General features: G+C 68.3%; 18 protein-coding genes. 8 read left to right on the top strand and 10 right to left on the bottom strand.

What is annotated here, in order from left to right:
• Window positions 1-4: 4 nt before the first annotated feature.
• A complete protein-coding gene (locus PIGHUM_RS08535; protein ID WP_124079152.1) occupies window positions 5-1,015 on the bottom strand; it encodes a CDP-6-deoxy-delta-3,4-glucoseen reductase in 1,011 nt (336 codons plus the stop codon).
• 367 nt (window positions 1,016-1,382) lie between these two features.
• On the opposite strand from PIGHUM_RS08535, the gene PIGHUM_RS08540 reads away from it, so the two are divergent.
• Together PIGHUM_RS08540 and PIGHUM_RS08545 are read left to right on the top strand one after the other, a co-directional pair.
• Complete coding sequence (locus tag PIGHUM_RS08540; protein ID WP_124079153.1) at window positions 1,383-3,782, top strand: phosphoketolase family protein; 2,400 nt, start codon at window positions 1,383-1,385, stop codon at window positions 3,780-3,782.
• An 11-nt stretch (window positions 3,783-3,793) separates the two neighbouring features.
• Window positions 3,794-4,774: a polysaccharide deacetylase family protein gene (locus PIGHUM_RS08545; protein ID WP_124079154.1), complete on the top strand. Its 981-nt coding sequence runs from the start codon at window positions 3,794-3,796 to the stop codon at window positions 4,772-4,774.
• On the opposite strand, the gene PIGHUM_RS08550 is transcribed toward PIGHUM_RS08545, so the two are convergent.
• Window positions 4,756-6,705: an ABC transporter ATP-binding protein gene (locus PIGHUM_RS08550; RefSeq protein WP_124079155.1), complete on the bottom strand. Its 1,950-nt coding sequence runs from the start codon at window positions 6,703-6,705 to the stop codon at window positions 4,756-4,758. The two genes, PIGHUM_RS08545 and PIGHUM_RS08550, sit on opposite strands and share 19 nt — an antisense overlap.
• Window positions 6,706-6,817: 112 nt before the next feature.
• Between PIGHUM_RS08550 and PIGHUM_RS08555 the strand changes: the two genes are divergently transcribed.
• The gene (locus tag PIGHUM_RS08555; protein ID WP_124079156.1) at window positions 6,818-7,717 is read left to right on the top strand and encodes a ketopantoate reductase family protein; all 900 of its coding nucleotides are present in this window, start codon (window positions 6,818-6,820) and stop codon (window positions 7,715-7,717) included.
• Between the two features lie 30 nt (window positions 7,718-7,747).
• Here the strand turns inward: PIGHUM_RS08555 and PIGHUM_RS08560 are convergent, their stop codons facing one another.
• The 4 genes from PIGHUM_RS08560 to PIGHUM_RS08575 form a co-directional block, all read right to left on the bottom strand.
• Window positions 7,748-10,465, bottom strand: a complete 2,718-nt coding sequence (locus PIGHUM_RS08560; protein ID WP_124079157.1) for an HAD-IC family P-type ATPase — start codon at window positions 10,463-10,465, stop codon at window positions 7,748-7,750.
• 159 nt (window positions 10,466-10,624) lie between these two features.
• Complete coding sequence (locus PIGHUM_RS08565) at window positions 10,625-12,022, bottom strand: alpha,alpha-trehalose-phosphate synthase (UDP-forming) (RefSeq protein ID WP_124079158.1); 1,398 nt, start codon at window positions 12,020-12,022, stop codon at window positions 10,625-10,627.
• A gap of 15 nt (window positions 12,023-12,037) precedes the next feature.
• Window positions 12,038-12,805 carry a trehalose-phosphatase gene (gene otsB, locus PIGHUM_RS08570; protein ID WP_124079159.1) on the bottom strand — a complete coding sequence of 256 codons (768 nt, stop codon included), beginning with the start codon at window positions 12,803-12,805 and terminating at the stop codon, window positions 12,038-12,040.
• Between the two features lie 244 nt (window positions 12,806-13,049).
• On the bottom strand, window positions 13,050-14,003 hold the full coding sequence (locus PIGHUM_RS08575) for a LysR substrate-binding domain-containing protein (protein ID WP_124079160.1): 954 nt from the start codon (window positions 14,001-14,003) through the stop codon (window positions 13,050-13,052).
• Window positions 14,004-14,137: 134 nt separating this feature from the next.
• On the opposite strand from PIGHUM_RS08575, the gene PIGHUM_RS08580 reads away from it, so the two are divergent.
• The 5 genes from PIGHUM_RS08580 to PIGHUM_RS08600 all read left to right on the top strand — a co-directional run bounded on the left by PIGHUM_RS08580 (window position 14,138) and on the right by PIGHUM_RS08600 (window position 20,091).
• Entirely contained in the window at window positions 14,138-15,109 is a 972-nt protein-coding gene (locus PIGHUM_RS08580) for a Bug family tripartite tricarboxylate transporter substrate binding protein (RefSeq protein ID WP_124079161.1), read from the top strand.
• Window positions 15,110-15,133: 24 nt separating this feature from the next.
• Entirely contained in the window at window positions 15,134-16,435 is a 1,302-nt protein-coding gene (locus PIGHUM_RS08585) for a sulfatase family protein (protein WP_124079162.1), read from the top strand.
• 66 nt (window positions 16,436-16,501) lie between these two features.
• On the top strand, window positions 16,502-17,422 hold the full coding sequence (locus PIGHUM_RS08590) for a LysR family transcriptional regulator (RefSeq protein ID WP_124079163.1): 921 nt from the start codon (window positions 16,502-16,504) through the stop codon (window positions 17,420-17,422).
• Window positions 17,423-17,561: 139 nt separating this feature from the next.
• On the top strand, window positions 17,562-19,052 hold the full coding sequence (locus tag PIGHUM_RS08595) for an aldehyde dehydrogenase family protein (protein ID WP_246013043.1): 1,491 nt from the start codon (window positions 17,562-17,564) through the stop codon (window positions 19,050-19,052).
• A 61-nt stretch (window positions 19,053-19,113) separates the two neighbouring features.
• Window positions 19,114-20,091: a Bug family tripartite tricarboxylate transporter substrate binding protein gene (locus PIGHUM_RS08600; RefSeq protein WP_124079164.1), complete on the top strand. Its 978-nt coding sequence runs from the start codon at window positions 19,114-19,116 to the stop codon at window positions 20,089-20,091.
• A 58-nt stretch (window positions 20,092-20,149) separates the two neighbouring features.
• Here PIGHUM_RS08600 and PIGHUM_RS08605 read toward each other — a convergent pair whose 3' ends face one another.
• From PIGHUM_RS08605 to cyoB, 4 genes are all read right to left on the bottom strand, one after another.
• Window positions 20,150-22,879 (bottom strand): autotransporter domain-containing protein, encoded by a 2,730-nt coding sequence (locus PIGHUM_RS08605; protein ID WP_160142213.1) that lies wholly within the window; start codon window positions 22,877-22,879, stop codon window positions 20,150-20,152.
• Window positions 22,880-23,012: 133 nt separating this feature from the next.
• Window positions 23,013-23,360, bottom strand: coding sequence for a cytochrome o ubiquinol oxidase subunit IV (gene cyoD / locus PIGHUM_RS08610; protein ID WP_124079166.1), 348 nt, complete (start codon window positions 23,358-23,360; stop codon window positions 23,013-23,015).
• Window positions 23,360-23,995 (bottom strand): cytochrome o ubiquinol oxidase subunit III, encoded by a 636-nt coding sequence (cyoC, locus tag PIGHUM_RS08615; RefSeq protein WP_124079167.1) that lies wholly within the window; start codon window positions 23,993-23,995, stop codon window positions 23,360-23,362. The genes cyoD and cyoC overlap by 1 nt, the downstream gene beginning before the upstream one ends.
• Before the next feature lie 130 nt (window positions 23,996-24,125).
• Window positions 24,126-26,120 (bottom strand): cytochrome o ubiquinol oxidase subunit I, encoded by a 1,995-nt coding sequence (cyoB, locus tag PIGHUM_RS08620; RefSeq protein WP_124079168.1) that lies wholly within the window; start codon window positions 26,118-26,120, stop codon window positions 24,126-24,128.
• Between the last annotated feature and the right edge of the window lie 4 nt (window positions 26,121-26,124).

Genomic DNA, 26,124 nt, shown 5'->3' on the forward strand with positions numbered 1-26,124 from the left:
CCGGTTAAATGAATGCATCCGCGAAGAATTCCTCGACGGGCAGGCCGCAGGCCGCCGAGAAATCGCGCCGCGCCGAGTCCACGACGATGGGTGCGCCGCAGGCATAGACCTGATGGCCGGACATGTCGGGGAAATCTTCCATGGCCGCGTGGTGGACGAAGCCGGTGCGGCCCTGCCAGGCGCAGTCCGGGCCGGGCTCGCTGAGCACCGGCACGTAGCGCACGTTGGGGTGCTGCGCGGCCCATGATTGCGCCAGTTCGTGCATGTAGAGATCGGCGCGCCGGCGGCCGCCCCAGTACAGCGTGATGGGGCGCTGTACGCCGCGCTGGAGCGCGTATTCGATGACCGACTTGATCGGCGCGAAGCCGGTGCCCGAGGCCACCATGACGATGGGCTTGCGGCTGTCCTCGCGCAGGAAGAAAGAGCCCAGCGGCATTTCCAGCTTGTGGATCTCGCGCAGCTTCATGGTGTTGAAGACGTGCTCGGTGAACTGTCCGCCCGGCGTGAGGCGGATGTGCAGTTCGACCTGCCGCACGCCCTCGTTGTGGGGGATATTGGCCATGGAATAGCTGCGCCGGCTGCCGTCCGGCCGCAGGATGTCCAGGTACTGGCCGGCGCGGAACAGCATGGGCTCGTTCATCGGCAGGCCCAGCGTCACGATCATGACGTCGTCGGCGGCCTTTTCCATTTTCAGCACGCGGGCCGGCATGAAGCGGGAGCGGATCGCCTGGGCGGGATCGAGCTCGTCGACCTGCACCACCAGGTCGCTGCGCGGCGTGGCCTTGCAGAGCAGGGCGCGTCCTTCGCGCCGGTCCTGTTCGCTCAGGTAGTTGGGATGCACGTCGCCGAAGTCGACGTCGCCGGCGACCACGGTTCCGCGGCAGGTCCGGCAGACGCCGGAGCGGCAGCTATAGGGCAGGAACAGTCCGGCGTCCAGGCCGGCCTTCAGGACCGGCGTATCGGCGGAACAGGAGTACGTGCGGCCGCTGGGCTGCAGGGTGATGGTGTAGGCCATGTGTCTCGGCTTGGCGCCGGTGCTTGGGCCGGCGCGTTCGTTCATGTCGGGACAGTCTAATGAGCTCGCTCCGGCGAAACTATCGTTATGAAAGAAGGCTTGTTATTAATGCGCTTAATGCTCGGGTTATCCCAGGTATTTCCGGAGTTCGGCAGCCGGGCGGCGTGCGGGGGCAAGGCGAACTATTGATTGCAGCGATAGTGTGCCGATGACGCTTCCCCGCGCGCGCTTCATTTCAAGTTGAGACTCGGCTCCCGGGAGCAGCGCGCGCAAGGCTAGAATCCCCGTAGCCGCCTTCCGGCCATGCCGGCGGGCCTTGCCGCCATCCGGCGCGCTTTCCGGCGCGCCAAGCGAGGAGGACGATCCCATGCCCCAGTCTTTCCACGGCCGCGCCAGCGACGACGAACTGAACCTGATCGATACCTACTGGCGCGCGGCCAACTACATGACGGTCGGGCAGATCTATCTGCTGGACAATCCCTTGCTGCGCGAGCCCCTGCGGATCGAACACGTCAAGCCGCGGCTGCTGGGCCACTGGGGCACCTCGCCGGGCCTGAGCTTCATCTATGCCCACCTGAACCGGGTCATCCGTGCGCGCGACGCCAACGTGATCTACGTGTGCGGCCCGGGCCATGGCGGGCCGGCGCTGGTGGCCAATACCTATCTGGAAGGCAGCTATACCGAGCGCCATCCCGCCGTGGCCCTGGACGAAGACGGACTGCGCATGCTGTTCCGGCAGTTTTCGTTCCCGGGCGGGATACCGAGCCACGCCGCGCCGGAGGTGCCCGGATCCATACACGAGGGCGGCGAACTCGGCTATGCCTTGTCGCACGCCTATGGCGCGGCCTTCGACAATCCCGATCTGGTGGTCGCATGCGTGATCGGCGACGGCGAGGCCGAGACCGGGCCGCTGGCGGCCGCATGGCGGTCCAATGCCTTCCTGAACCCGCGCCGCGACGGCGCGGTGCTGCCCATCCTGCACCTGAACGGCTACAAGATCGCCAACCCGACCCTGATGGCGCGCATTCCCGAAGAAGAGCTGCGGCATTTCTTCCTCGGACACGGCTACGATCCGCTGTTCGTGCAGGGCGAGGAGCCGCGCGCCATGCATCGCCTGATGGCCGATGCAATGGACCGTGCGTTCGACCGCATCGCGGCCATCCAGAGGGAGGCGCGCAGCGGCGCCGCCGGGTCGGTGCAACGGCCCGCCTGGCCGGTGATCGTGTTGCGCTCGCCCAAGGGCTGGACCGGGCCGCGCGAGGTCGACGGCCTGCAGACCGAGGGCAGTTGGCGCTCCCACCAGGTGCCCTTGTCGGGCCTGGCCGACAAGCCCGGGCATCTGGCGCAGCTCGAGGCCTGGCTGCGCAGCTACCGGCCCGAGGAGTTGTTCGATGCCGCGGGCGCGCCCTTGGCGGCCTTGCGCGCGCTGGCGCCGCGCGGCGACCGCCGCATGGGCGCCAACCCGCATGCCAATGGCGGCCTGCTGCGCGTACCGTTGGAAATGCCCGCGCTGGAAGGCCATGCGCTCGACGTGGCACAGCCCGGCGCGACGCGGGGCGAGGCCACGCGCGCCATGGGCAGCCTGTTGCGCGGGGTCATGGAGGCCAATGCGCAGGCCGCCAATTTCCGCGTCGTCGGCCCCGACGAGACCGCGTCGAACCGGCTGCAGGCGCTGTTCCAGACCACCGGACGCGCCTGGATGGAGGAGCTCCTGCCCGGCGACGATCACCTGGAACGCGACGGGCGGGTGCTGGAGATCCTGTCCGAGCACACGTGCCAGGGCTGGCTGGAAGGCTATCTGCTGACCGGCCGCCACGGCCTGTTCTCCTGCTACGAAGCCTTCATCCATATCGTCGACTCCATGTTCAACCAGCATGCCAAATGGCTGGACGCGAGCCGCGAGATTCCCTGGCGCGAGCCCATCGCCTCGCTCAATTACCTGCTGACCAGCCACGTCTGGCAACAGGACCACAACGGCTTCAGCCACCAGGACCCGGGTTTCGTGGACGTGGCGCTGAACAAGAAGACCGACATCGTCAGGGTGTACCTGCCGCCGGACGCCAACACCCTGCTGTGCGTGACCGACCACGTGCTGCGGACCTGGGACCGCATCAACATCATCGTGGCAGGCAAGGCGCCCGCGTGGCAGTGGCTGTCGCTGGACGCGGCCAGGCGGCACTGCGCGGCGGGCATCGGCGTCTGGGAATGGGCGTGCCGGGGCGATCCGGATGCGCCGGATCTCGTCATGGCCTGCGCGGGCGACGTCCCGACTCAGGAAACGCTGGCTGCCGTGCAGTTGCTGGGGCAGCACCTGCCCGCGCTGAACGTGCGCGTGGTCAACGTGGTCGACCTGATGACGCTGCAGCCGGCCGAGGTCCATCCCCATGGCCTGGCGGACGCGGCCTACGATGCGCTGTTCCCGCCCGGCGTGCCGGCGATCTTCGCCTACCACGGCTACCCGTGGACCATCCACCGGCTGTGCTACCGGCGCGCCCACCACGCCAACCTGCACGTGCGCGGCTATCGCGAGGAAGGCACGACCACCACGCCTTTCGACATGACGGTGCTCAACGGGCTGGACCGCTTCCATCTGGTTCAAAGCGCGCTCGAGCGCCTGCCGGCGCTGGACGATGCGGGGCGGACCCTGCAAGCCGCCATGGACGCCAGGCTGGCCGAGCACCATGCCTACATCCGCGCCCATGGCCAGGACATGCCCGAGGTGCGCGACTGGCGCTGGCTGGCCGCGCACGGCGGCGTTTCCCCCTAGCAGAGGCAAGGATGCGTTTTTCTTCTGTTTGCGCTGTTCTATCGGTCTGCCTGTCGGCGGCCCTGCTTGCATGGGCGGCCCCGGCATCGGCGCAGCAGCCGCCGTCCGGGGCGCGCACGGTGGCCATCACCATCGACGACCTCCCATACGCCGGCATCTCGGAACTGCCTGCCACGGAGCAGGGCCGCCAGGTCGTGCGCGACGCCAATGCCAGGATGCTCGACGCGTTGCGCGCCTACCAGGCGCCCGCCACCGGATTCGCGATCGAACTGGGCGTGCAGATCGCGGGCGATGCGGGCCGCGCGGTGCTGGACGACTGGGTGCGCGGTGGCATGGCACTGGGGAACCACACCTATTCCCATGCGGACATCCGCGCGCTCGACATGGCCGGCATACGGGCCGAAGTGGAAAAGGGCGAGGCGTCCATCGTGCCGGCCATGGCGCGCGGCGGACAGCCGGTGCGCTTCGTGCGGTTCGCGATGAACCTGACGGGCGAGTCGCCGGACAAGCGCGACGGCATTGCCGCCTACCTGGGCGCACGCGGCTACCGCATCGCCCCGGTCACCATCGATGCCAGCGACTACGTGTTCGATGCGGCCTACCGGCATGCGCTGCGGACGAGCGATGGCGCGGCGGCGGAACGCATCGCGCAGGCCTATCTGGCGCATTGCGGCGCGACGATCGATTTCTTCGCCGCGCTGGACCGGCGGGTGCTGGGCTACGAGCCGCCGGCCATCCTGCAGATCCATGTGAATCCGCTCAACGCCCGGCTGCTGGGGGCGGTGCTGGCGCTGTTCAAGCAACGGGGCTATGGCTTCGTGACGCTGCAACAGGCGATGGCGGACCCGGCCTATGTCCGGCCCGCCTCGTTCGTGGCGCCATACGGGCCGGTGTGGGGATACCGCTGGGCCCAGGAGCTCGGGAAGAACCCGGGAGCGGAACAGCCGCCCGGGGTGCCCGACTGGGTGGCCCGCTACGCCGCGGGAGGCTGATCCCTGCCGAGCGGCGCGCCTTTGCGCTCCAGTTCGCCATGGGCGGCCTCGGAACGCGCCGCCGCGTCGGCTTGCGCCTCGATGCCCGTAGCGGCTTGCGCCGGCAGGGCGGGGCGGGCATCGTCGTCCAGCAGCAGGCCGCGCGCCAGTTCCAGCGCCTGGCGTTCGAACAGTCGGCGGTAGATGCCGTGTTCCAGGCGGATCAGTTCGTCGTGGCGGCCTTCCTCGGCCACGCGGCCGCGGTCCATGACCAGCAGCCGGTCCAGTGCCTGGACCGTAGACAGCCGATGCGCGACCACCAGCGTGGTCCGGCCCTGCATGAGCCGCTGCATGGCTTGCTGGATCAGCATCTCGCTTTCGCTGTCCAGGCTGGAGGTCGCCTCGTCCAGGATCAGAATGGGCGCGTCGGCCAGGAAGGCCCGCGCCAGCGCGACCCGCTGGCGCTCCCCGCCGGACAGCTTGATGCCGCGCTCGCCCACGAGCGTCTGGTAGCCGCGCGGCAGCGCCGCGATGAAGCCGTGCGCATGCGCCAGCCGGGCCGCCTGCTCGATCTCTGCCTGGCTGGCGCCGGGCCTGGCGTAGGCGATGTTCTCGGCCAGGGTGCGGTGGAACAGCACGGGCTCCTGCTGCACGATGGCGATCTGCTGGCGCAGCGAGGCCTGCCGGACCCGGGCGATGTCCTGTCCGTCTATCGTGATGCGGCCGCCATTCACGTCGTACAGCCGCTGGATGAGCTTGATGAAGGTGGTCTTGCCCGAACCCGAGTGGCCGACCAGCCCGACGCGTTCGCCCGGCGCGATGCGAATGGAAAAATCGCGGTAGAGCGGGCGGTCGTGGGCGCCGTAGCGGAAGTCCACATGTTCGAAGCGGATCTCGCCCTGCGTGATGGCGATGGGCGGCGCCCCCGGCGCATCGTCGATGCCCAGCGGCTGGCCTTCCAGCGCCACCAGCTCTTCCATGTCGTTGACCGAGCGCTGCAGGTTGCGGATGTTCATGCCTATGTCGCGCAGGTAGCCTTGCAGCACGAAGAAGGTGGTCAGCGCGAAGGTGATGTCGCCCACGCTGGTCTGGCCGCGCGTCCACAGCAGCAGCGCGGTGCCGAGTATGCCGGCCTGCATCAGCACCAGCATCGCCCCTTGCAGGCCGCCGTTGAGCGTCCCGCGCACCCAGGTGCGGCGCGTGCGCAGCCGCCACTTGCCCACGATCCGCGCCAGGCGGGCTTCTTCGCGTTCTTCGGCGCCGAAGGCCTTGACCACGGTGTTGCAGGTCACCGCATCCGCCAGCGCGCCGCCCATGCGCGTGTCCCAACTGTTGGCCAGGCGCGCGGACGGCGCGACGAAGCCCAGCGACATGGCGGTCACGATGGCGATGTAGAGCAGCGCGCTCGCTCCGACCACGACGCCCATCAGCGGCCAGCGCGCCCACAGCATGGCGGTCGAGCCCAGCAGCATGACCAGCGAGGGCAGCAGCGCGATCAGCAGAGTGTCGTTGAGCAGGTCGAGCGCCCACATGCCGCGCGTGATCTTGCGTACGGTCGAGCCGGCGAAGCTGTTGGCATGCCAGTCGGTGGAGAAGCGCTGGACGCGGTGGAAGGCATCGGCGGAAATGCGGCTCATCATCTTCAGGGTGAGCGCGATGATGTTCATGAACATGACCTGCCGCAGCAGGGTCGCGCCTATGCCCAGTCCGGCCAGCGTCCAGAATGCGGTCAGCGCCGCGTGCCAGGCCTGCGCGTCGCTGGCGGGGCCGGACGCCACCGCATCGACCAGCCGGCCGGCGTACAGCGGGGCCAGCACCGTGGCGCCGGTGGACAGCAGCACGGCGGCGATGATGAGCAGGATGCGCCAGGGCTGGCGGCCCCAGTGGCGGAAGGTGAAGCCCAGGACGGTCCGGAAGGACTGCCCGCGCAGGTCGGATTTCTTGGAGGGCATGAGGGGAGGCAGTCTATCAAGCCGGCCGGGGCCAGGCAACGCGGCGCCGGCGCACGTGGCGGCGCCCCGACGCGGGCCGCGCGATAATCCGGGTTCGGTTGCAGGAGCAGACATGGATATTGCAGTAATGGGCGCCGGCGCGGTCGGCTGCTACTACGGCGCGATGCTGGCGCGCGCCGGACATCGCGTCGTGCTGATCGGCCGCCCCGGCCACGTGGAGGCCGTGCGCCGGCGCGGCCTGCTATGGGAGACGCAAACCTCGCGGGAGTACGTGCCTGCGCAGGCGAGCGAGCAGCCGGAGGCGGTCGCCGGCGCAGAACTGGTGCTGTTCTGCGTGAAGTCGACCGACACCGAGGAGGCGGGAGGCCAGATCCGGGCGCATCTGGCGCCCGATGCGGCGGTCCTGAGCCTGCAGAACGGCGTGGACAATGCCGAGCGGCTGCAGGCGCTGCTGCCGCAGCCCGTGGTGCCCGCCGTGGTCTACGTGGCGGTGGAAATGGCCGGCGCCGGGCACGTGCGCCACCATGGCCGCGGCGAGCTGGTGCTGGGGCCGTCGGTGCGCAGCGACGCGGTCGCCGCGGCATTCAGGGCGGCCGCCGTCCCGACCGAGGTGTCGCCCAACGCCATCGGCGAGCTGTGGGCCAAGCTGGTGCTCAACTGCGCCTACAACGCGCTGTCCGGCATCGCGCAGACGCCGTACGGCCGGTTGGTGCAGGGCGTGGGCGTGGTGGACGCGATGCGCGACGTCGTGGACGAGTGCCTGGCGGTGGCCGCGCGCATGGGCGTCTCCATTCCGGGCGATACCTGGGAAGCGGTGCTGGGCATCAGCCGCAGCATGGCCACCCAGCTTTCGTCCACGGCCCAGGACATGGCGCGCGGCAAGCCCAGCGAGATCGACCACCTGAACGGCTACATCGTCCGCAAGGGCGCCGAACTGGGCGTGCCGACGCCCGTGAATCGGGTGCTGCATGCCCTGGTGCGGCTGATGGAATCCCGCCAGGACGCCGGCTGAGCGCGCGCCGCGGCGGTTCGCGCGTCCCGCCTAGGCGGCGCCGCGCAGCTTCCTGCTCAACTGCTTCTCGCCCTCCAGGATGATCATCAGCAATATGCCCAGGCCCACGATCACCAGCCCGTCCCGCACCGATAGGGGGGTGCTCTGGAAAACCTCCTGCATGAAGGGCAGGTAGGTATAGGCCAGCTGCAGCGCCGTCACGGCGGCCACGGCCGCCAGCACCGCCGGCGTGCCGGCGGCGCCGCGCAGGCTGAACGAGGTCATGTGCAGGTAGCGCACGTTGAACAGGTAGAAGATCTCCATGACGACGATGAGGTTGACCACCATGGTGCGCGCGCCGTCTTCGCCCAGGCCTCGCTGCATGGCGTATTCGAACACCGCGAAGGTGCCCAGCATGAACAGCACCGACACGAAAACGATGCGCCACAGCAGGAAGCCCGAGGCCAGCGCTTCGTCGCGCCGGCGCGGCGGACGCCGCATGACGCCCGGCTCGGGCGGCTCGAATGCGAGCACCATGCCCAGCGTCACGGTGGTGACCAGGTTGATCCACAGGATGTGCACCGCCAGCATGGGCAGCGGCAGGGCGAACAGCACGGCGATGATGACGCTCAGCACCTCGCCGCCATTGGAAGGCAGGGTCCAGCCTATGACTTTGCGGATGTTGTCGTAGACCGTGCGGCCTTCGTGGACCGCGGCGACGATGGACGCGAAATTGTCGTCGACGAGGACCATTTGCGAGGCTTCCTTGGCGGCCTCCGTGCCTTTCCTGCCCATGGCGATGCCGACGTCGGCCTGCTTGAGCGAGGGGGCATCGTTGACGCCGTCGCCGGTCATCGCCACGATGGCGCCGCGCGATTGCAGCGCGCGCACGATGCGCAGCTTGTGCTCCGGGTTGGCGCGCGCGAATACGTCGGTGCGCTGCGCGATCGGCGGCAGGTCGGCATCGGCGATGCCGTCGAGGGCGGAACCGGCGAGTACCTGGGGCGCGTCGGCCAGCGCGAGCTGGCGGGCGATGGCCGATGCGGTGGCGGCGTGGTCGCCGGTGATCATCTTGACGGCGATTCCGGCACGGCGGCAATCCGCGATCGACGCAATCGCCTCCGCGCGCGGCGGGTCGATGAAGCCCATGATGCCGAGCAGCGTCAGCCTGCCTTCGAGCTGGCCGGGGGCGAGCCGTTCCAGGCCGTCGGACGCCTGCGCCATCGCGAAGCCGAGCAGGCGCTCGCCGTGGGCAGCGGCATCGTCGATGCGCGCATGCCAGTAGGCCGGGTCGGGCGGCTGTCCGGCCGCGCCGCCGGACTGGTCGGCGCACATGGCCAGCACCCGCTCGGGCGCGCCTTTGACGAAAATGAAGCGCCCGCCATCGGGCGCCTGGTTCAGGGTGGCCATGTAGCGGTGCTCGGCGTCGAAGGGAATCTCGTCCAGCCGGCGCCAGCGCCGCCGTTCCTCCGCGGGGTCCAGGCCGGCCTTCATGGCCAGCACGTCCAGCGCGCCTTCCATCGGGTCGCCGACGACTTCCCAATGGCCGCTGCGCTCGACCACGCGCGCATCGTTGCACAGCACGCCCGAACGCAGCAGCACCGCGAGCGCGTCGTCCGGCCTGGCGGGACTGCCGTCGGGCAGGACGAGCGCGCCTTCGGGCGCATAGCCGGTGCCGCCGACCGATACCTCCAGGCCCGGAACGGCGAGCCGGCGCACCGTCATTTCGTTGCGGGTCAGCGTGCCGGTCTTGTCGGTGCAGATCACGGACGTGGCACCCAGGGTCTCGACCGCTGGCAATTGCCGGACCACGGCATGGCGCCTGGCCATGCGCTGCACGCCTATGGCCAGCGTGATGGTGATGACCGCCGGCAGGCTTTCCGGCACGACGGAGACGGCCAGCGCCACCACCAGCATCAATGCGTCGGCCCCGTCGTAGGCATGGACCAGGGTGGCGACCGCGTACAGCGCGGCGGCCATGGCGATGGCGGACCAGGTCAGCAGCTTGCCGAAGCGGTTGATCTGCGCCAGCAGCGGCGTCGAGGTCTGCGCCACCTGGCCGATCATGGCCGAGATACGGCCGACCTCGGTGGCGCTGCCGGTCGCGACGGCCACGCCGGTAGCCTGGCCGGTCAGCACGATGGTGCCGGAATAAAGCATGCAGGCGCGGTCCCCCAGGGCGGCGTCGGCAGCGACCGGGTCGGCGTGTTTCTCCGCTGCCAGCGATTCGCCGGTCAGGATGGCTTCTTCCACCCGCAGGTTGCGGGCGCGCAGGATGCGCAGGTCCGCCGGGACCTTGTCGCCGGCTTCCAGGACCACCACGTCGCCCGGAGCGATCCGGCTGGAGGGAACGTCCTGTTTCACCCCGCCGCGCAGGACGTTGGCATGCGGGGCGATGAGGTCGCGGATGGCGTCCAGCGCCTGTTCGGCCTTGCCTTCCTGGATGAAGCCCACGATGGCGTTGACGGCCACTACGATCACGATGACGGCGGCATCGATGAAATGGCGCAGGAAGGCGGCTGCCACGGCGGCAGTGAGCAGGAAATAGATCAGCGTGTTGTGGAACTGCAGGAGCAGCCGCTTCACGGGATGCACGCGCGCGACCGAAGGAAGCTGGTTCGGGCCATAGGCATCGAGGCGCCTGCGGGCCTCGTCCGCGGGCAGGCCGTCGGCCGTGCTTTCGAGCTGCTGCAGGACGTCTTGGGCGGGCAGGGCGTGCCAGGCCGGAGAGGACGACGGGGCGTTGCTGCGGGTCGCGGGTGTGGACATGGTCGATACTGTTCGAGGGGCAGGCGGGTCGATGATGCGCTGCGCCATGTTCTGGCCGGGCCATCATAATGCCCCAATGTCCGTCGCTCGGGGGAAAGATCGGGTCCGGCTACGCCCGCATGGAGGAACGCGGGGCCGGAAGCCGGTGCAGGATGGCGTTCAAGTGGGGCGCGCGTCCGCGGAGGGCCGGTCCAGGTCGGCAAGGAAGCGATCGCGCCATTCGCGGATGCTGTGCTCCCGCAGCCCGCGCAGCATCACGCCGTGGCGCTCCTTGCGCTCCGCCAGCGGCATCCCCAGCGCGCGGTCCAGCGCCCGCGCCATCGCATCGAGATCGTAGGGATTGACGATGATGGCGCCGTCCGACAGTTCGTCGGCGGCGCCGGCGAACTCCGACAGCACCAGGGCGCCCGGATCTTCTTCATCCTGCGCGGCCACGTATTCCTTGGCCACCAGGTTCATGCCGTCGCGCAGCGGCGTGACGAAGCCCACCTGCGAGGCGCGGAACAGCGACAGCAGTTCGGCGCGTTCGTAGGTGCGGTTCATGTAGCGTATCGGCGTCCACGACAGCTCTGTCCAGCGAGCATTGATGTGCCCGGCCGTGCTTTCGAGCTGGCGCCGGATGTGCCGGTAGCCTTCGACGTCGGAGCGCGACGATGGCGCGATCTGCAACAGGCTGACCTTGCCGCGGTGGGAGGGAACCGACTCGAGCAGGCGCTCGTAGGCGTTGAAGCGCTCCACCATGCCTTTGCTGTAGTCCAGGCGATCCACGCTGATGACGAGCTTGCGTTCCTGGAGGCCTTCTTTGAGGGTAGCGACAAGATGGGCGCCACGGTTGCTGCCTGCCTGCTCCTGGATGTCTTCGGGCAGGATCCCTATCGGATAGTGGCCGACGCGCACGCCGTGGCCGTTCGCGCATCGCAGCACGCTGCCGTTTTCCAGCGGCAGTCCGAGGTGGCGCGTGGCGTAGTCCAGGAAGCACCGGGCATCGCCGCGGGTCTGGAAACCCAGCAGGTCGTAGTCGCACATGGCCTGGACCAGGTCGCGATTCGGCGGAATGGTGCGGAGCACGCCCTCGGCGGGGAACGGGATGTGCAGGAAGAATCCGATGCGGTTGCGCATGCCGAGCCGCCGGCAGGCGCGGGCGAACGGGATCATGTGGTAATCGTGGACCCACAGCCGGTCGTCCGGATCCACCAGCGGCTGGAGCAGCCGGGCCATGCGTTCGTTGACCGCCAGGTAGCCGGCATATTCGCGCTTATCGTAGCGGCTCAGGTCGATGCGGTAGTGGAAGGCCGGCCACAGCGTGCCGTTTGAAAAACCGCGGTAGTAATCGTCGTATTCCTTGCGCGACAGGCCGGTGGTGGCGCAGTCTATGCGGCCGATGCGGTGGAAGGCCACCTCGTTGTCGGCCTCCTCTTCGACCTTGCCGCTCCATCCGAACCACAATCCGTCCTGCCGCTTGAGCGCATCGAGTACGCCCACCGCCAGGCCGCCGGCCGAACGCTTGCCCTCGGCCGCGGAAGCCACGCGGTTGGAAATGATGACCAGCTTGCTCATGCTGTCTATGCCTCCCTAGTTGCCAAGTGCCGGACCGGTCCGATGGCCGGCGGGCGGGAGCAGGATCTCCAGCCAGCGTGCAAGTGCCGCGGGATCGGCCAGGTTTGCGCGCGCGCAGCTGGGACCCTCGCCGATCTTGATGGCGAGACCGCCCAGTCTGGCCACGACGGCAAAGGCCGGTTCGTCGGTCAGATCGTCCCCGGCCATCACCGGCAGGCGCGCGGCGAACGGTTCGGTCTCCATGAAACGTTCGAGGGCCTGTCCCTTATCCACCCCGCGCGGCTTGACCTCCACCACCATCTTGCCGTACTGGACGACGTAATCGTCGCGCACGGCCTCGGCGGCCGCGCAAGCCTCGAGCCGGATCTCGGCTTCCCTTTCGGGCGCCTGGCGATAGTGCAAGGCATACGACAGGCCTTTGTCTTCTAGGCGGATACCCGGGTAGCGATCGGCGATGGCGGACAGGCTGGCAAGCAGGCGGCCGGCGGCATCCTCATTCACGGAGAGTTCCCAGATGCGTCCGTCGGGGCCGCGCCATTGCGCGCCGTGCAGGCCGCTGACAGGCAGGCGCAGCGGTGCGAGCATCTGGTCGATGACGGCCTGGCTGCGGCCCGATACGATCGCCACCGCGCCGCAGGCTTGCTGCAGGCGCTGCAGCAGGGCGATGGTGCCTGCGGGAACCCGCGCCGCATCGGGCGTCGGGGCCAGCGGAGCGAGCGTGCCATCGAGATCGAAAAAGAATGCGCAGCGGGCCAGGTCGGGAAGGAGCCGGGCTCCCGGCATGCAAATGTGTTCCAGGGCCGCGGCGAGTTCGCCCCGGACATGGTGCAGTGATGCTGTGGCGTCCGCAGATCCGGCCATTGTCCGTGGATGCGCGGGTTGCGCATCGGGTTGTTCAGGTCTGATCGATGTTACGGAACGCAGTACCTGCAGGTTGATCTATTTTGCGCGTTTTTGTTTCCAGTTATCTCCTTCGTTTCGCGTGCGAAAACACGTTGCGGGCGTCGCCGCGCGGCTGTGCGGCAGCTTAGGCGCGATGCAGCAGGGAGCGCCGATTCCGGTTACGCATTTCTCCGGCCATGCTGCGCAGCGCGTCCACGAACAGCCGGGCGCTGTCGGACAATTCGTCGGCGCCGAGCGTCGTCAGGCCGACGGCCGAAGACGTCGGGCTGGTGTCCACCGGCAGCGTGTGCGCCAATCCGCGTTCGAGGTCCGGCTCGATCGCGCCGTAGGGGGCGAACCAGATCGCGCTGGCTTCATGCATCAGCGCCCGCGCCATCGTCGACGACAGCGTCTCGACGATCTGGCGGGGCATGCCTATGCCGCTCGATTGCAGAAAGGTCTCGGCGGCGGGGCGGATGTAGGTGCCTTTCATCGGCAGGACCAGCATGAATTCACGCACCGCGGCGGGATCGGCCGTCGGGGAGGCCAGCAGCGGATGGCCGGGCCGCACCGCCATGGCCAGCGGCTCCATGTACAGGTGTTCGAACGAGACGCCCACCATTTCGGAAGGATGGCTGATGCGGCCGATGACCAGGTCCAGCTCGCGCAGCTTGAGGCGCACCAGCAGGTCCGCATTGGTGCCGCCATGCGCGCTGACGAGCAGGTTCGGATAGCGTTCGCGCACCTGTTGGATGGCCTGCGGCACCAGCCTGGCAGCGGAGGTGGGAAGGATGCCGATGCGCACGTGCGCGGGCGACTGCGCGCCGCTGCCCAGCAGTTCGAAGCCTTCGCGCAGGGCGCCCATGGCCTGGGCGGCATGGCGCAGCAGCAGGTTGCCGGCGGGTGTCATTTCCAGGCCCTTGCGGTGACGCAATGCCAGGGTTTCGCCGGCAATGGCCTCGAGTTCCGCCAGGCTCTTGGACACCGCCGATGGGGTTTGGGCAAGGGCATCGGCGGCTTTCAGCACACTGCGATGGCTGGCGAGCGCGACCAGGCATTGCAGATGGCGCAGACGGAGGCGAGGGTCCAGGATACGCATTTGATTTCCTTTTGCTCAACCAATTTTAGAAAAGATCAACCAATGATATAGCCGACGATCCTATGATGCCGGCGTGGAGCGACAGTCCGGCGGTGCCCGGGCAGCGCGCTGCGATAAATACAAGGAGCTTGGAGATGCTGGACAAATCGATGGCGCGCGCGGCGGGGCTGGCTGCGGCGCTTTGCCTATCGGCGGGAACCGCGGCGGCGCAGAACTCCTACCCGGACAAGCCGGTGAAAATCGTGGTCAATTTCACGGCGGGAGGTCCGCTGGACATCATGGCGCGGATGATGGCCGAGCGCTTCAACGCCATTTTCAAGCAGCCCTTCGTGGTGGAGAACCGCACCGGCAGCGGGGGCAATATCGGCGCCGCCGCGGTGGCCAACGCCGCGCCGGACGGCTACACCATGCTTTTCGCGCTGGACTCCAGCTTCACGGTGAATCCCAGCCTGTATCCCTCGATGGGCTTTGCGCCCGAGCAGCTCAAGCCCGTAATGCGCCTGGCCTCGTCCGGCATGCTGATCGCCGCGCACGCCTCGGCCAAGGCCGGCACGCTCAAAGAACTTGTCGAGCACGGCAGGCGGGAGCCGGTGAACTTCAGCTCGGCGGGCAACGGTTCGCCGGGACACCTGAGCCTGAGCATGCTGGGCCAGGCCACCGGCATGAAGATCAACCACATCCCCTACCGCGGCAATGCGCCGGCCGTGCTGGCATTGGTCTCCGGCGAAGTGCAGGCCGCCGCGCTGGCCACGCCGGGGCTGCTGCAACACGTGAACGCCGGCACGCTCAAGGCGCTGGCCGTGACCGGCAGCCAGCGCTCGCCGCTGCTGCCCGCCGTGCCGACCACGGCGGAACTGGGCTTTCCCGACATCCGCCAGGACGTGCTCTATCTCGCGATGGTGCCCGCCCAGACCCCGGACAGCGTGGTGCAGGCGCTGCGCCAAGCCATGGAGCAGGTGCTCGCGCAGCCCGACGTCCAGCAGCGCCTGCGCGCGATGGACTTCACGCTCGAATCCCTGGACGGCGAAGCCGCCGCCAAGGAACTGGCGACGGTACGCGAACGCTATGCGAAGATCATCAAATCGGCGGGGATGAAAGTCGATTGAGGCGGTCCCCCCTTCAGGAATTCCATGACTAATTTCGTATTCATTCTTGCCGACGATCTGGGGTATGCGGATCTGGGGTGCTACGGGGGGCGGCAGCCGGTGTCGCCGGAACTGGACCGCATGGCGGCGCGGGGGATGCGGTTTACGCAAGGGTATTCGAATTCGCCCGTGTGTTCGCCGACGCGCTTCGGCCTGATCACCGGCCGCTACCAGTATCGGCTGCGCGGCGCGGCGGAGGAGCCCATGACGGGCAAGTTCCGCGGCAGTACCGAGATCGGGCTGCCGCCCGCGCATCCCACGCTGCCGTCGCTGCTGCGCGAACGGGGCTACCGCACGGCGCTGGTGGGCAAGTGGCACCTGGGCTATCCGCCGCACTTCGGCCCGCAGAAAAGCGGCTATGAATACCACATCGGCCCCTTGTCCGGCGGCGTAAGCTATTTCAGCCACGTCGACCGCATGGGCAAGCACGACCTGGTGCGCAACGGCGACGCGGTGGACTACCACGGCCGCTACCTCACCGACCTGCTGACCGACGAGGCCGTCTCCTACCTGCATGCGCGCGCGCAGGACCGCGATCCCTTTCTGCTCAGCCTGCACTACACCGCGCCGCACTGGCCTTGGGAAACGCGCGAGCAGGGCGGCTCCAACGCGCAGACCGACCAGGACATCCGCCATCTGGACGGCGGCTCCGTGCACGTCTACGCGGACATGATCCGGACGCTGGACGAGGGCTGCGGCCGCGTGCTGAAGGCGCTGGACGAACTCGGCCTGGCCGAGGACACTCTGGTCGTCTTCACCAGCGACAACGGCGGCGAGCGTTTCTCGGACTCGTGGCCGCTGGTGGGCGGCAAGATGGACCTTACCGAGGGCGGCATCCGCGTTCCCTACATCGTCCAGTGGGGCGGCAAGCTGCGGCCCGGGTCGGTATCGCGGCAGTTGTGCATGACCATGGACTGGACCGCCACCATGCTCGATGCCGCCGGCGTGCCGGCCCATCCCGATTATCCGTTCGACGGCGTGTCGATGCTGCCCGTGCTGCGCGACCACGCCGCCGAGATTCCGCGGGAGCTGTTCTGGCGCATGAAGCACCGCAGCCAGCGCGCGATGCGCGAGGGAAGCTGGAAATACCTGGCGATCGAGGACAACGAATATCTGTTCGACCTGTCCGCCGACGAACGCGAGCGGGCCAACCTGGCGCGGCGGCATCCCGACAGGCTGGCGCAGATGCGCGCGCGCTATGATCGCTGGAATGCCATCTTCGGACCCATCCCCGCCGAGGCGAACAGCGAGCTCGTCTATACGGACAAAGACATGCCCAGCCGCTGAACGAGGCGGTCCGGCCGCTGCGGCGGCACGCATGGCGGGGAGGCCGCGAGGCGCCACGGGGAACCCATGCAACTGAACCGGCTCGACCTCAACCTGCTGCTGATCTTCGATGCGCTGATGCGCACGCGCAGCGTTACGCTGGCGGGCGAGCGCGTCGGCCTGTCGCAGTCGGCCACGAGCAATTCGCTGCAGCGCCTGCGCGAAGCCTTCGGCGACAAACTCTTCGTGCGCACGCCGGCGGGCATGCAGCCGACCGCCCTGGCGCTGGAGCTCGAAGACGACGTCAGCGCCGCGCTGGAACGGCTGCGGGCAGCATTCGAGCGCAACCGGGCTTTCGATCCCGCCAGTGCCCGCCGCACCTTCCGCATCCTGCTCAGCGACATTGCCCAGCAGGCCCACTTGCCGACCTTCGTGGCGCTGCTGCGCCAGGAGGCGCCCAATGTGGACCTGGTGGGCGAGTCGCTGCCGGTGCGCGAAGCCCGGGATGCGATGGTGCAGGGAGAGCTGGACCTCGCGGTGGGCTTCCTGCCCGATCTGGGCGCCGAGTTCCACCGGCAGTCGCTATTCGTCGAACATTGGGTGTGCGTCATCAACCGCGACCACCCCTCCATCGGCGGCACGCTGACGCGCGAGCAATACCTGGCCGCCGCGCACCTGAGCTACCGGCCCGCGGCTTCCATCCATGCGTCGCTCGATCAATTGCTGGAGGCCGAGTTCGCGGGGCAGGGCGTGCGCCGGCGCATCGCGCTGAGCGCATCCTATTCGAGCGGGCTTGCCGCCACCCTGGCCATGTCCGACCTGGTCCTGACCGCACCGTCCGGGCCGGCGAGCTTCATGATCCGCGACCAGCCGCTGCGCATCGTGCCGCTGCCGTTCGAATTGCCGACCATAGACCTGAACATGCAATGGCACGCCCGCATGCACGGCGATCCGGGCAACCGCTGGTTCAGGCAGCGTTTTGCGGCCAACTACTGCGCCGGCAGTTGAACCCGCGCCCGGCGCGGGCCGTTCCGCATTATCCGCGCCGCCCATTTCCGGAATTCAGACTATCCATTGGACGCGCCGGCAGGGGGCTTCTTAAGATGCCCGCAGCGATTTCGCGCGTCTCGATCAAGGAAATCAGAATATGTCTGGAACGATTGCCGGCATGCCTGCGCGGGCTGCCGACCCGGCCGCCGTGCGCCTGCCCGCGCACCGCGACCTGTACTACGGCGGCCGCTGGCATGCGCCCGCCGGCGGCTATGCGGATACCTGGGACCCGGCCACGGGGACCAACCTAGGGGCTTGCGCGCACGCCGATGCCAGCGACGTCGATGCCGCGGTCCGGGCGGCGCAGGCCGCGTTCGCCGAATGGAGCCGGATCCGGCCGGCCGACCGTGCCGCCGCGATGCGCCGGATCGCCGCGGTGCTGCGCGAGCATGCGCAGGAGCTGGCCCTGCTGGATGCGGTCAACTGCGGCAATCCCGTAGCCGAAATGACGCGCGACGTGCTGGCCGCAGCAGCGCAATTCGATTTCTTTGCCGGGCTGGTCACCGAGATCAAGGGCGACACCATTCCCATGGGCGAGGGCGTGGTCAACCTTTCCGTGCGCGAGCCCTATGGCGTGGTCGGGCGCATCGTCGCCTACAACCATCCGCTGATGTTCACCGCGGCCAAGAGCGCCGCGCCGCTGGCGGCCGGCAATACCGTCGTGATGAAGCCGCCGGTGCAGGCGCCGCTGTCGGCCTATCGCTGGATGGAACTCATCGACGGCATCCTGCCGCCCGGCGTGCTGAACGTGGTCAGCGGCGGGACGGAGTGCGGGGCGGCGCTGGCGGCGCATCCCGACGTCCCCTTCGTATCGCTGATCGGCAGCGTCGCCACCGGACGCGCGGTGGCGCGCGCGGGGGCGGACCGGCTCAAGCGCATCACGCTGGAACTGGGCGGCAAGAATGCCTGCATCGTCTACCCCGACGCCGATCTCGAACGTGCCGGGCATGGCGCGGTCCACGGCATGAACTTCACCTGGAGCGGCCAATCCTGCGGTTCGACGTCGCGCCTGTTCGTCCATGAATCGGTGCACGACCAGATCGTCGAACGCGTGCTCGACAAGATCCGGCACTACCGGCCCGGGCTGCCGACCGATCCGGCTACGACCATGGGAGCCATCGTGTCGCGCGCGCAGTACGACAAGATCATGAAGTACATCGACATCGGCCTGGGCGAGGGCGCCACGCTCGCCTGCGGCGGCAGGCGCCCGGACGATCCCGCCCTGCGCAACGGCTTCTTCGTCGAGCCGACCGTGTTCACCGGCGTGCGCGCCGACATGCGCATCGCACAGGAAGAGATCTTCGGCCCGGTGCTGTCGGTGATCAAGTGGTCTGACGAAACCAGCATGTTCGAGCAGGTCAACGCCGTCGAATACGGCCTGACCGGCGCCGTCTATACCCGCGACCTCGCCCGCGCGCACCGCGCCGCCAGCCGCATCCAGGCGGGTTTCATCTGGGTCAACAACGCCGGGCCGCATTTCCTGGGCACGAGCTACGGCGGCTACAAGCAATCCGGCATAGGCCGCGACGAATCCATCGAGGAACTGCTGTCGTATACGCAGGGCAAGAACATCAACATCACGTATTGATGCCGCACCGGTTCTGCGGAACCGGCAACACCGGCGAAAGCCGGCTGACAAGGATAAAGCAATGAGACAACTGACCGCCAACCTGTTCATGGCATTCGGCGCGCTGGCGTGGGCCGCCCCCGCCGCCGCGCAGGAGTGGGCGCCGAGCAAGGCCCTGACCATCGTCGTGCCGGTGCCGCCGGGCTCCAGCACCGACATGCTGGCCCGCATTCTGGCCGAACGCCTGCCCGCCACGCTCGGCCAGCCGGTTGTGGTCACCAACCGTCCCGGCGCCAGCGGCCTGATCGGCGCCGGGGCGGTGGCGCGCTCCGAGGCCGACGGGCATACCTTGCTGCTGAGCGCCAGCACGCTGTTGGGCGCGCCGCATGTCCTGCCCAAGGGCGCGGGCGGCGGCGTGGACGTCGTCAAGGATCTCTCGCCCGTGGCGCGGACCGCCTCCTCGCCGCTGGTGATCCTGGCCAATCCGCAACTGGGCGTCAAGACGCCGGCCGACCTGGTGGCCTACCTGAAGAAGCATCCGGGGCTGCCCTATGCGTCGTCGGGCAATGGCTCGCCCCAGCACATCGCCGGCCAGCTCTTCATGAAGGCGACCGATACGGAGATGACGCACGTGCCCTACAAGGGCGTCATGCCGGCGGTGGTCGATACCATCAGCGGCCAGATCAAGCTGGCCTTCGGCGCGCTGGGCGGAGTGGGGCAGTACATCGAGGGCGGGCAGCTGGTTGCGCTGGCCGTCGCGGAAAAGCAGCGCACGCCGCTGCTGCCCAATGTGCCCACGCTGACCGAAAGCGGCATCCGCGGCGTCGAGATGAACGTGTTCTTCCCGGTATTCGTGGCCGCGGGCACGCCTGCGGCCGCGGTAGAACGCCTGAACCGCGAAATCAACCAGGTCATGCGCGCGCCGGACGTGAAGGAGAAAATGCGCGGCGCCGGGGTGGATACCTCGGGCAGCAGCGTGCAGGAAGCCGTGCAGGCGGTCAGGGAGGAATACGACCGCTATGCGCGCGTGGTGGCGGAGTTCGGCATCAAGGGAGAATAGCGGGGCTACGCGCCTGGGCGACAGCCGCCCAGGCGGCCGTCGGTTCTTCACGTTACCCTCAGAAGCTCGCCTTCAACGCGAGCGCGACCCGGTGATCCCGGCCGCCGCTGCCGAAGGCGCCGCGGTAATCGAGCGCGAGCCGGGTGCGCGGACCCAGCGCCAGCGACGCCCCGGCTTCCAGCACCAGTGCGTGCCGCGCCAGCGGCGCGGCCGACGTCGTGAACGCCACCGTTTCGGCCCCGGCGAAGGCCAGCGCGCGGGTCGCCTCGGCGCGCGGCGCATATTGCCAGCCGGCGCCGACGCTCCACCGGCCGCGCACGCTGGAATCCGCCGGCTCTCCGCGCAGGCGCGCGCCCAGCGACAGCACGGCGTAGCTGGCGCTCTGCGCCTGCGCCGCAAGCGCGGCGGGCCCGCCGGTTTCGCGGAAACCGTGCAGGCGCTGCCACTGCCAGGCCGCGCCGGCATAGGGTTCGACCGCCAACTGCGCCCGCAGCGGCATGCGGTACCGGGCCTCGGCGAACGCATGCACCGCGTCGGCGGGATAATCGGCGGCCAGCTCCTGCGCGCCGCCGACGTCGAGAGAGCGCCGGGTTTCGATCCGGTGCCGCGCATAGCCCAGCCCCAGCGACACGCCCACTTCGCGCCCTTCCGGCTGGGCCCACGCGCCCCGTCCGTATCCCAGCAGGGCATAGCTGTCCAGGTCGGCCCGGCCGCCGTGGCCGTCGAGATCGAGCCGCCCCTGCATGGCGCCGGCCGCGGCGCCCAGTCTCCAGTGCGGCGATACCGGACGGTCGCCGCCCAGTTGGATGCCGGCGTGGCGGGTATCGGCGCCGAGGTGGCCGTCGCGAGCCGACTGCCTTCCGCCCTGGGCCACGATCCGGGCCCACAGCGGCGATTCCGGCGCCGCGAGGGAGGCGCGGTCGCGCACCGCGTCGGCAAGCAGCCGCGACGGCGTCCACAGCGCCGGCCCCACTGCGGCGTGCAATTCGCCGGAGAGCGGGTCCATCCGCGACGCGAGATCCGCCGGCGCCGTATTCAGCAGATCGTCGTACAGCGAGGCCAGCCCCGCGGACGGCGCCGCCGAATGGCGATCCAGCGCATTGCCTGCCGCGCGCTGGTTGGCCGTCGTAAGGAAAGGCTCGAACGGCAGGTCGCTGCGCCGTACCGCCAGGTCGATCTGCGTGGGCGAGGTTTCTTCCAGCACGGCGGCGAGAAAGGGCCGGTCTGCGGTGGCGAGGTCGGCGCGCACGCCGTCGTATCCGCCCTCGATGCCGCCGGCGGCCAGCAGTATCGGGTAGCGCGTGCCCAGGCGCAGCGGACCGGCCAGCAGCGGCATGATCTCGCCGCCCTCCAGCGTGGCCGCGCCCGCCACCGTTATGCGTTCGCCGCTGCCGGCATCCAGCACGTGCAGCGCGCCTGGCCGCGACCGGTAATCGCCGGCCACGGTGGCCGCCCCGAGCACCACGCCGCCCGTATCCAGCCCGCCGATCGAGCCCTTGGCCAGCAGCGTGCCGCCGCTCTCCACGGCCACCGACCCGGCGAGCGAGCCGTCCACGCGCAGCACGCCGCCCGATACCCGGGTCGTGCCCGTATAAGTATTGTTACCGGCCAGCACCAGCGTGCCGGCGCCGGCTTTGACGAGCCCGCCGGCGCCGGAAATATCGTTGCCGAACACCGAATCCCACCCCTGCGTATCAACCGCGAAGTCGGCAAGAAACTGCGCCGGACCCAGCACCGCGCGGCCGGCATCGAGCAGCCCCCAGCCATAGCGCTCGTCCACGCCCGGGTCGCCGATATCGCGCGCCGTGGTCAGCAGCGTCTGCTGCAAGTGGTACGCGGTGAAATAAGGAAACGCCTGCTTCACCAGCGCCGCGGCTCCCGCTACCAGCGGCGCGGCCATCGACGTGCCGTCCATCTCGAGATAGCCCGTGCCCGTGCCGGCGACCGACAGCACCTTGCGCGCGGTGGTGCCGCCCGGCGCCGTCAGGCACCAGTCTTTCGCCATCCCGCAATGGTTGGCGTAGCCCACCGCCTCGCCCTCCACGCCGACCGACGTGACCGCGAGCCAGTTCGACTGCAGCTCGGGAAACAGCGCGGGCGCGCCGGCCAGCACTTCCGGATGCGGCTGCGTGCTGTTGCCCGCGGCCACGACCACCAGCACATCGGCCTCGGCGAGCCGCCGCATCGCCGCCACCGTCAAGGGATTCTCGGCCTGGTAGCCTTCAGGCGTGTAGTCCCCCACATGGCACGGCGGCGTGCCGATGCTGCCGTCGCAGCGGTTCAATCCCAGGCTGGCGTTCATGATGGTCACCCGCTGCTCCGCCATGTAATCCAGGCCCTGAGCGAACATCCTGTCGGTGGATTCCGCATAGGGATTCAGGCCCGCCACCATCAGCTTCGCATCGAAGGCGATGCCGTGCATGCCCACCCCATCGCGCCGGGCGGCGATCAGGCCGCCCACGTGCGAGCCATGGAGGCCGGGGTCGGTGCCGCTGCCGGGGGTGTAGGGTTTTTTCGCCAGGAAGTCGTAGCCGCCCAGGAACTGTCCCTGGAATTCGGAATGGCTGCCGTTGAGCCCCGAATCGAAAACGCCCACCACTACGCCGCGCCCGGTGAACCCGCGGTCGTAGGCATCGGCCGCATTGACCAGCGCAAGCCCCGGCTGGCGCCGGTATTCCTCGGTGTCGTAGGGCGAGGCACGGAGCGGGAAGGGCGCGCCCAGCACGCCGGCTGCCATCAGGCAGGAGAACAGCCTGCCGACGCGCAGGCAAGAGCGGGGGGAGGACATGGGGAAATTGGGGCCGCAGCGAAGACGAAAGCCGCATTGTGCGGTCAGGCGCGCCGTGCGGCAATGGCTGGGCCGACGTGGAAACGGCCGCATGCGCGGCCGTTTCCTTTCCTGCAGGGCTTGCCGGACGCGCTTACATGACCATCATGTTCGCGTTCATGTTGTGCAGCACCCATGCGGAGCCGCCGACGATGATCGCGATGATCAGGAGCGTGAACAGGAAGGACGACAGGTTCTCGCGCTGCTCGGGCGAGGTGCCCATGTGCAGGAAGAACACCAGTTGCACGACCAATTGCAGCACGCACAGCGCGATCAGCGCCGAGGCCGCGGCAAAGCCGGTCAGGACGTCGCCCATGACGACGCCGAAGGACATCAGCGTCAGCACGATGCACAGCGCGAAGCCGATGATGTAGGACTTGACCGAACCGTGGCTGGCGGAGTGGCTGTCGTGGCTATCGGCCGTGGAAGAGTGTTGCGCCATTACAGGGCTCCGAACAGGTAGACGAAGGTGAACACGCAGATCCAGACCAGGTCCAGAAAGTGCCAGAACAGGCTCAGGCAGGCCATGCGGCGGCGAACGATGGGATCCAGGCCGTAGCGGCTGACCATGTGCATCATCACCAGCATCCAGATCAGGCCCGAGGTCACGTGCAGGCCGTGCGTGCCCACCAGCGTGAAGAAGGCCGACAGGTAGGCGCTGCGGCCCGGGCCGGCGCCTTCGGAGATCAGGTGGTGGAACTCGTAGATCTCCATCGCGATGAAGCCGGCGCCGAACAGGAAGGTGACCGCCATCCAGGCCAGCACCCTGCCGCGCCGGCCCGCGTGCAGGCCCTGCATCGCCATGCCGAAGGTCACGCTGCTGACCAGCAGCAGCATGGTTTCGGTCAGTACGAACGACAGGTCGAACAGCTCGCTGCCACGCGGACCGCCCGCCGTCGCGCCGGACAGCACGGCGAACGTGGCGAACAGCACCGAGAAAATGAGCAAATCGCTCATCAGGTAGATCCAGAACCCCAGAACGGTCTTGGATCCGTCGTCGTGATGCTCGTGGTGGCCGTGCCCATGCACGTCGCCGCCGCGAGGGTGAATCTTCGGAAGAGCTACTGCTTGACTCATATCAATCTTCAAAAAATCGGCGCTCCGCACCGAAACAATGCTCCACGACCCTGGAAACCGCGGATCCGGCTCCGCCGGTCCGCCAGTTTCGCCCCCTGGGGGGCGCGCGAAGCGCGTAGGGGGGGGACCTCTACGCCGCCAATTTGGCGGCGGCAGCAGCAGTGGCGGTCTCGTGGTGCGCGTTCTCGATGCGCGTGACTTCGTCGGCTTTCACGTAGTAGTCCACGTCGCGGTCGTAGGCGCGGGCGATGAAGCCGGCGATCATGCCGACCAGGCCGGCGCCGGCCAGCCACCAGATGTGCCAGACCAGCGCGAAGCTCAGGATGGTGCCCGCGATGCCGATGTAGACCCCGGCGCCGGTGTTGCGCGGCATGTGGATGTCTTCGTAGCGGGCGGGTCGCTGGTAGGCGACGCCGGTTTCCTTGTCATGCCAGAACTGGTCGAGGTGGGTCACTTGGGGCACCTTTGCAAAGTTGTAGAACGGCGGGGGAGAGGAAATGGACCATTCCAGAGTGCGGCCACCCCAGGGGTCGCCGTCGAAGTCCGGATTCTTCTTGCGGTCGCGGATGCTCACGGCGATCTGCAGCAGCAGGAGCGCGATGCCGATCGCGATCACGACGGCGCCGACCCAGGCGACGATCAGGTAAGGCTGCCAGGCCGGGTTGTCGTAGTGGTTCAGGCGCCGCGTCATGCCCATGAAGCCGAGGATGTACAGCGGCACGAAGGCCAGGAAGAAGCCGACGAACCAGAACGCGCACGACAGCTTGCCCAGGCGCTCGTTGAGCTTGAAGCCGAAGGCCTTGGGGAACCAGTAGGTCATCGCCGCGATGCAGCCGAACAGCACGCCGCCGATGATGGTGTTGTGGAAGTGGGCGATCAGGAACAGGCTGTTGTGCAGCACGAACGAGACCGCGGGGATGGCGATCAGCACGCCGGTCATGCCGCCGATCACGAAAGTGATCATGAAGGCCAGCGTCCACCACATCGAGGCGCTCAGTTCGACCCGGCCGCGGTACATGGTGAACAGCCAGTTGAAGACCTTGGCGCCGGTGGGCACCGAGATGATCATGGTGGCGATGCCGAAGAAGGCGTTGACGTTGGCGCCCGAGCCCATGGTGAAGAAGTGGTGCAGCCATACCAGGAACGACAGCACGCCGATCGCCGCCGTGGCATAGACCATGGACTTGTAGCCGAACAGCGGCTTGCGCGAAAATGTGGAGACGATCTCCGAGAATGCGCCGAAGCAGGGCAGGACCAGGATGTAGACCTCGGGGTGGCCCCAGATCCAGATCAGGTTCACGTACATCATCACGTTGCCGCCGAGGTCGTTCGTGAAGAAGTGCATGCCCAGGTAGCGGTCGGCCGTCAGCAGCGCCAGCGTGGCGGTCAGCACCGGGAAGGCGGCGACGATCAGGATGTTGGTGACCAGCGCGGTCCACGTGAACACCGGCATCTTCATCATCGTCATGCCCGGGGCGCGCATGCGCAGGATGGTGACGATGAAGTTGATGCCGCTGAGCGTGGTGCCCAGTCCCGATAGCTGCAGGGCCCAGATGTAGTAGTCCACGCCGACGCCGGGGCTGTAGTCCAGGCCCGACAGCGGCGGATAGGCGAGCCAGCCGGTGGCGGCGAATTCGCCGACGAACAGCGACATCATGATCAGCACGACGGCGCCGCCGAACAGCCAGAAGCTCAGCGAGTTCAGGAACGGATACGCCACGTCGCGCGCACCGATCTGCAGCGGCACGACGATGTTCATCAGGCCCGTGATGAACGGCATGGCCATGAAGAAGATCATGATCACGCCGTGGGCGGTGAAAATCTGGTCGTAGTGGTGGGGCGGCAGGTAGCCGGCCGAGTCACCGGCGGCGACGGCCAGCTGCGTGCGCATCATGATGGCGTCGGCGAAGCCGCGCAGCAGCATGATCAGCGCCACGATGATGTACATGATGCCGATGCGCTTGTGGTCGACGGTGGTCAGCCATTCTTTCCACAGGTAGGTCCACTTGCCGTAATACGTGACGGCGCCCAGCAAGGCGGCGCCCAAAATGATGACCGCGGCCAGCGTGACCATGACGATGGGTTCATGGTACGGAATGGCCTCCAGGGTCAGTTTTCCGAACATCGAT

Source organism: Pigmentiphaga humi (assembly GCF_900606115.1).
GTDB lineage: Bacteria > Pseudomonadota > Gammaproteobacteria > Burkholderiales > Burkholderiaceae_B > Pigmentiphaga > Pigmentiphaga humi.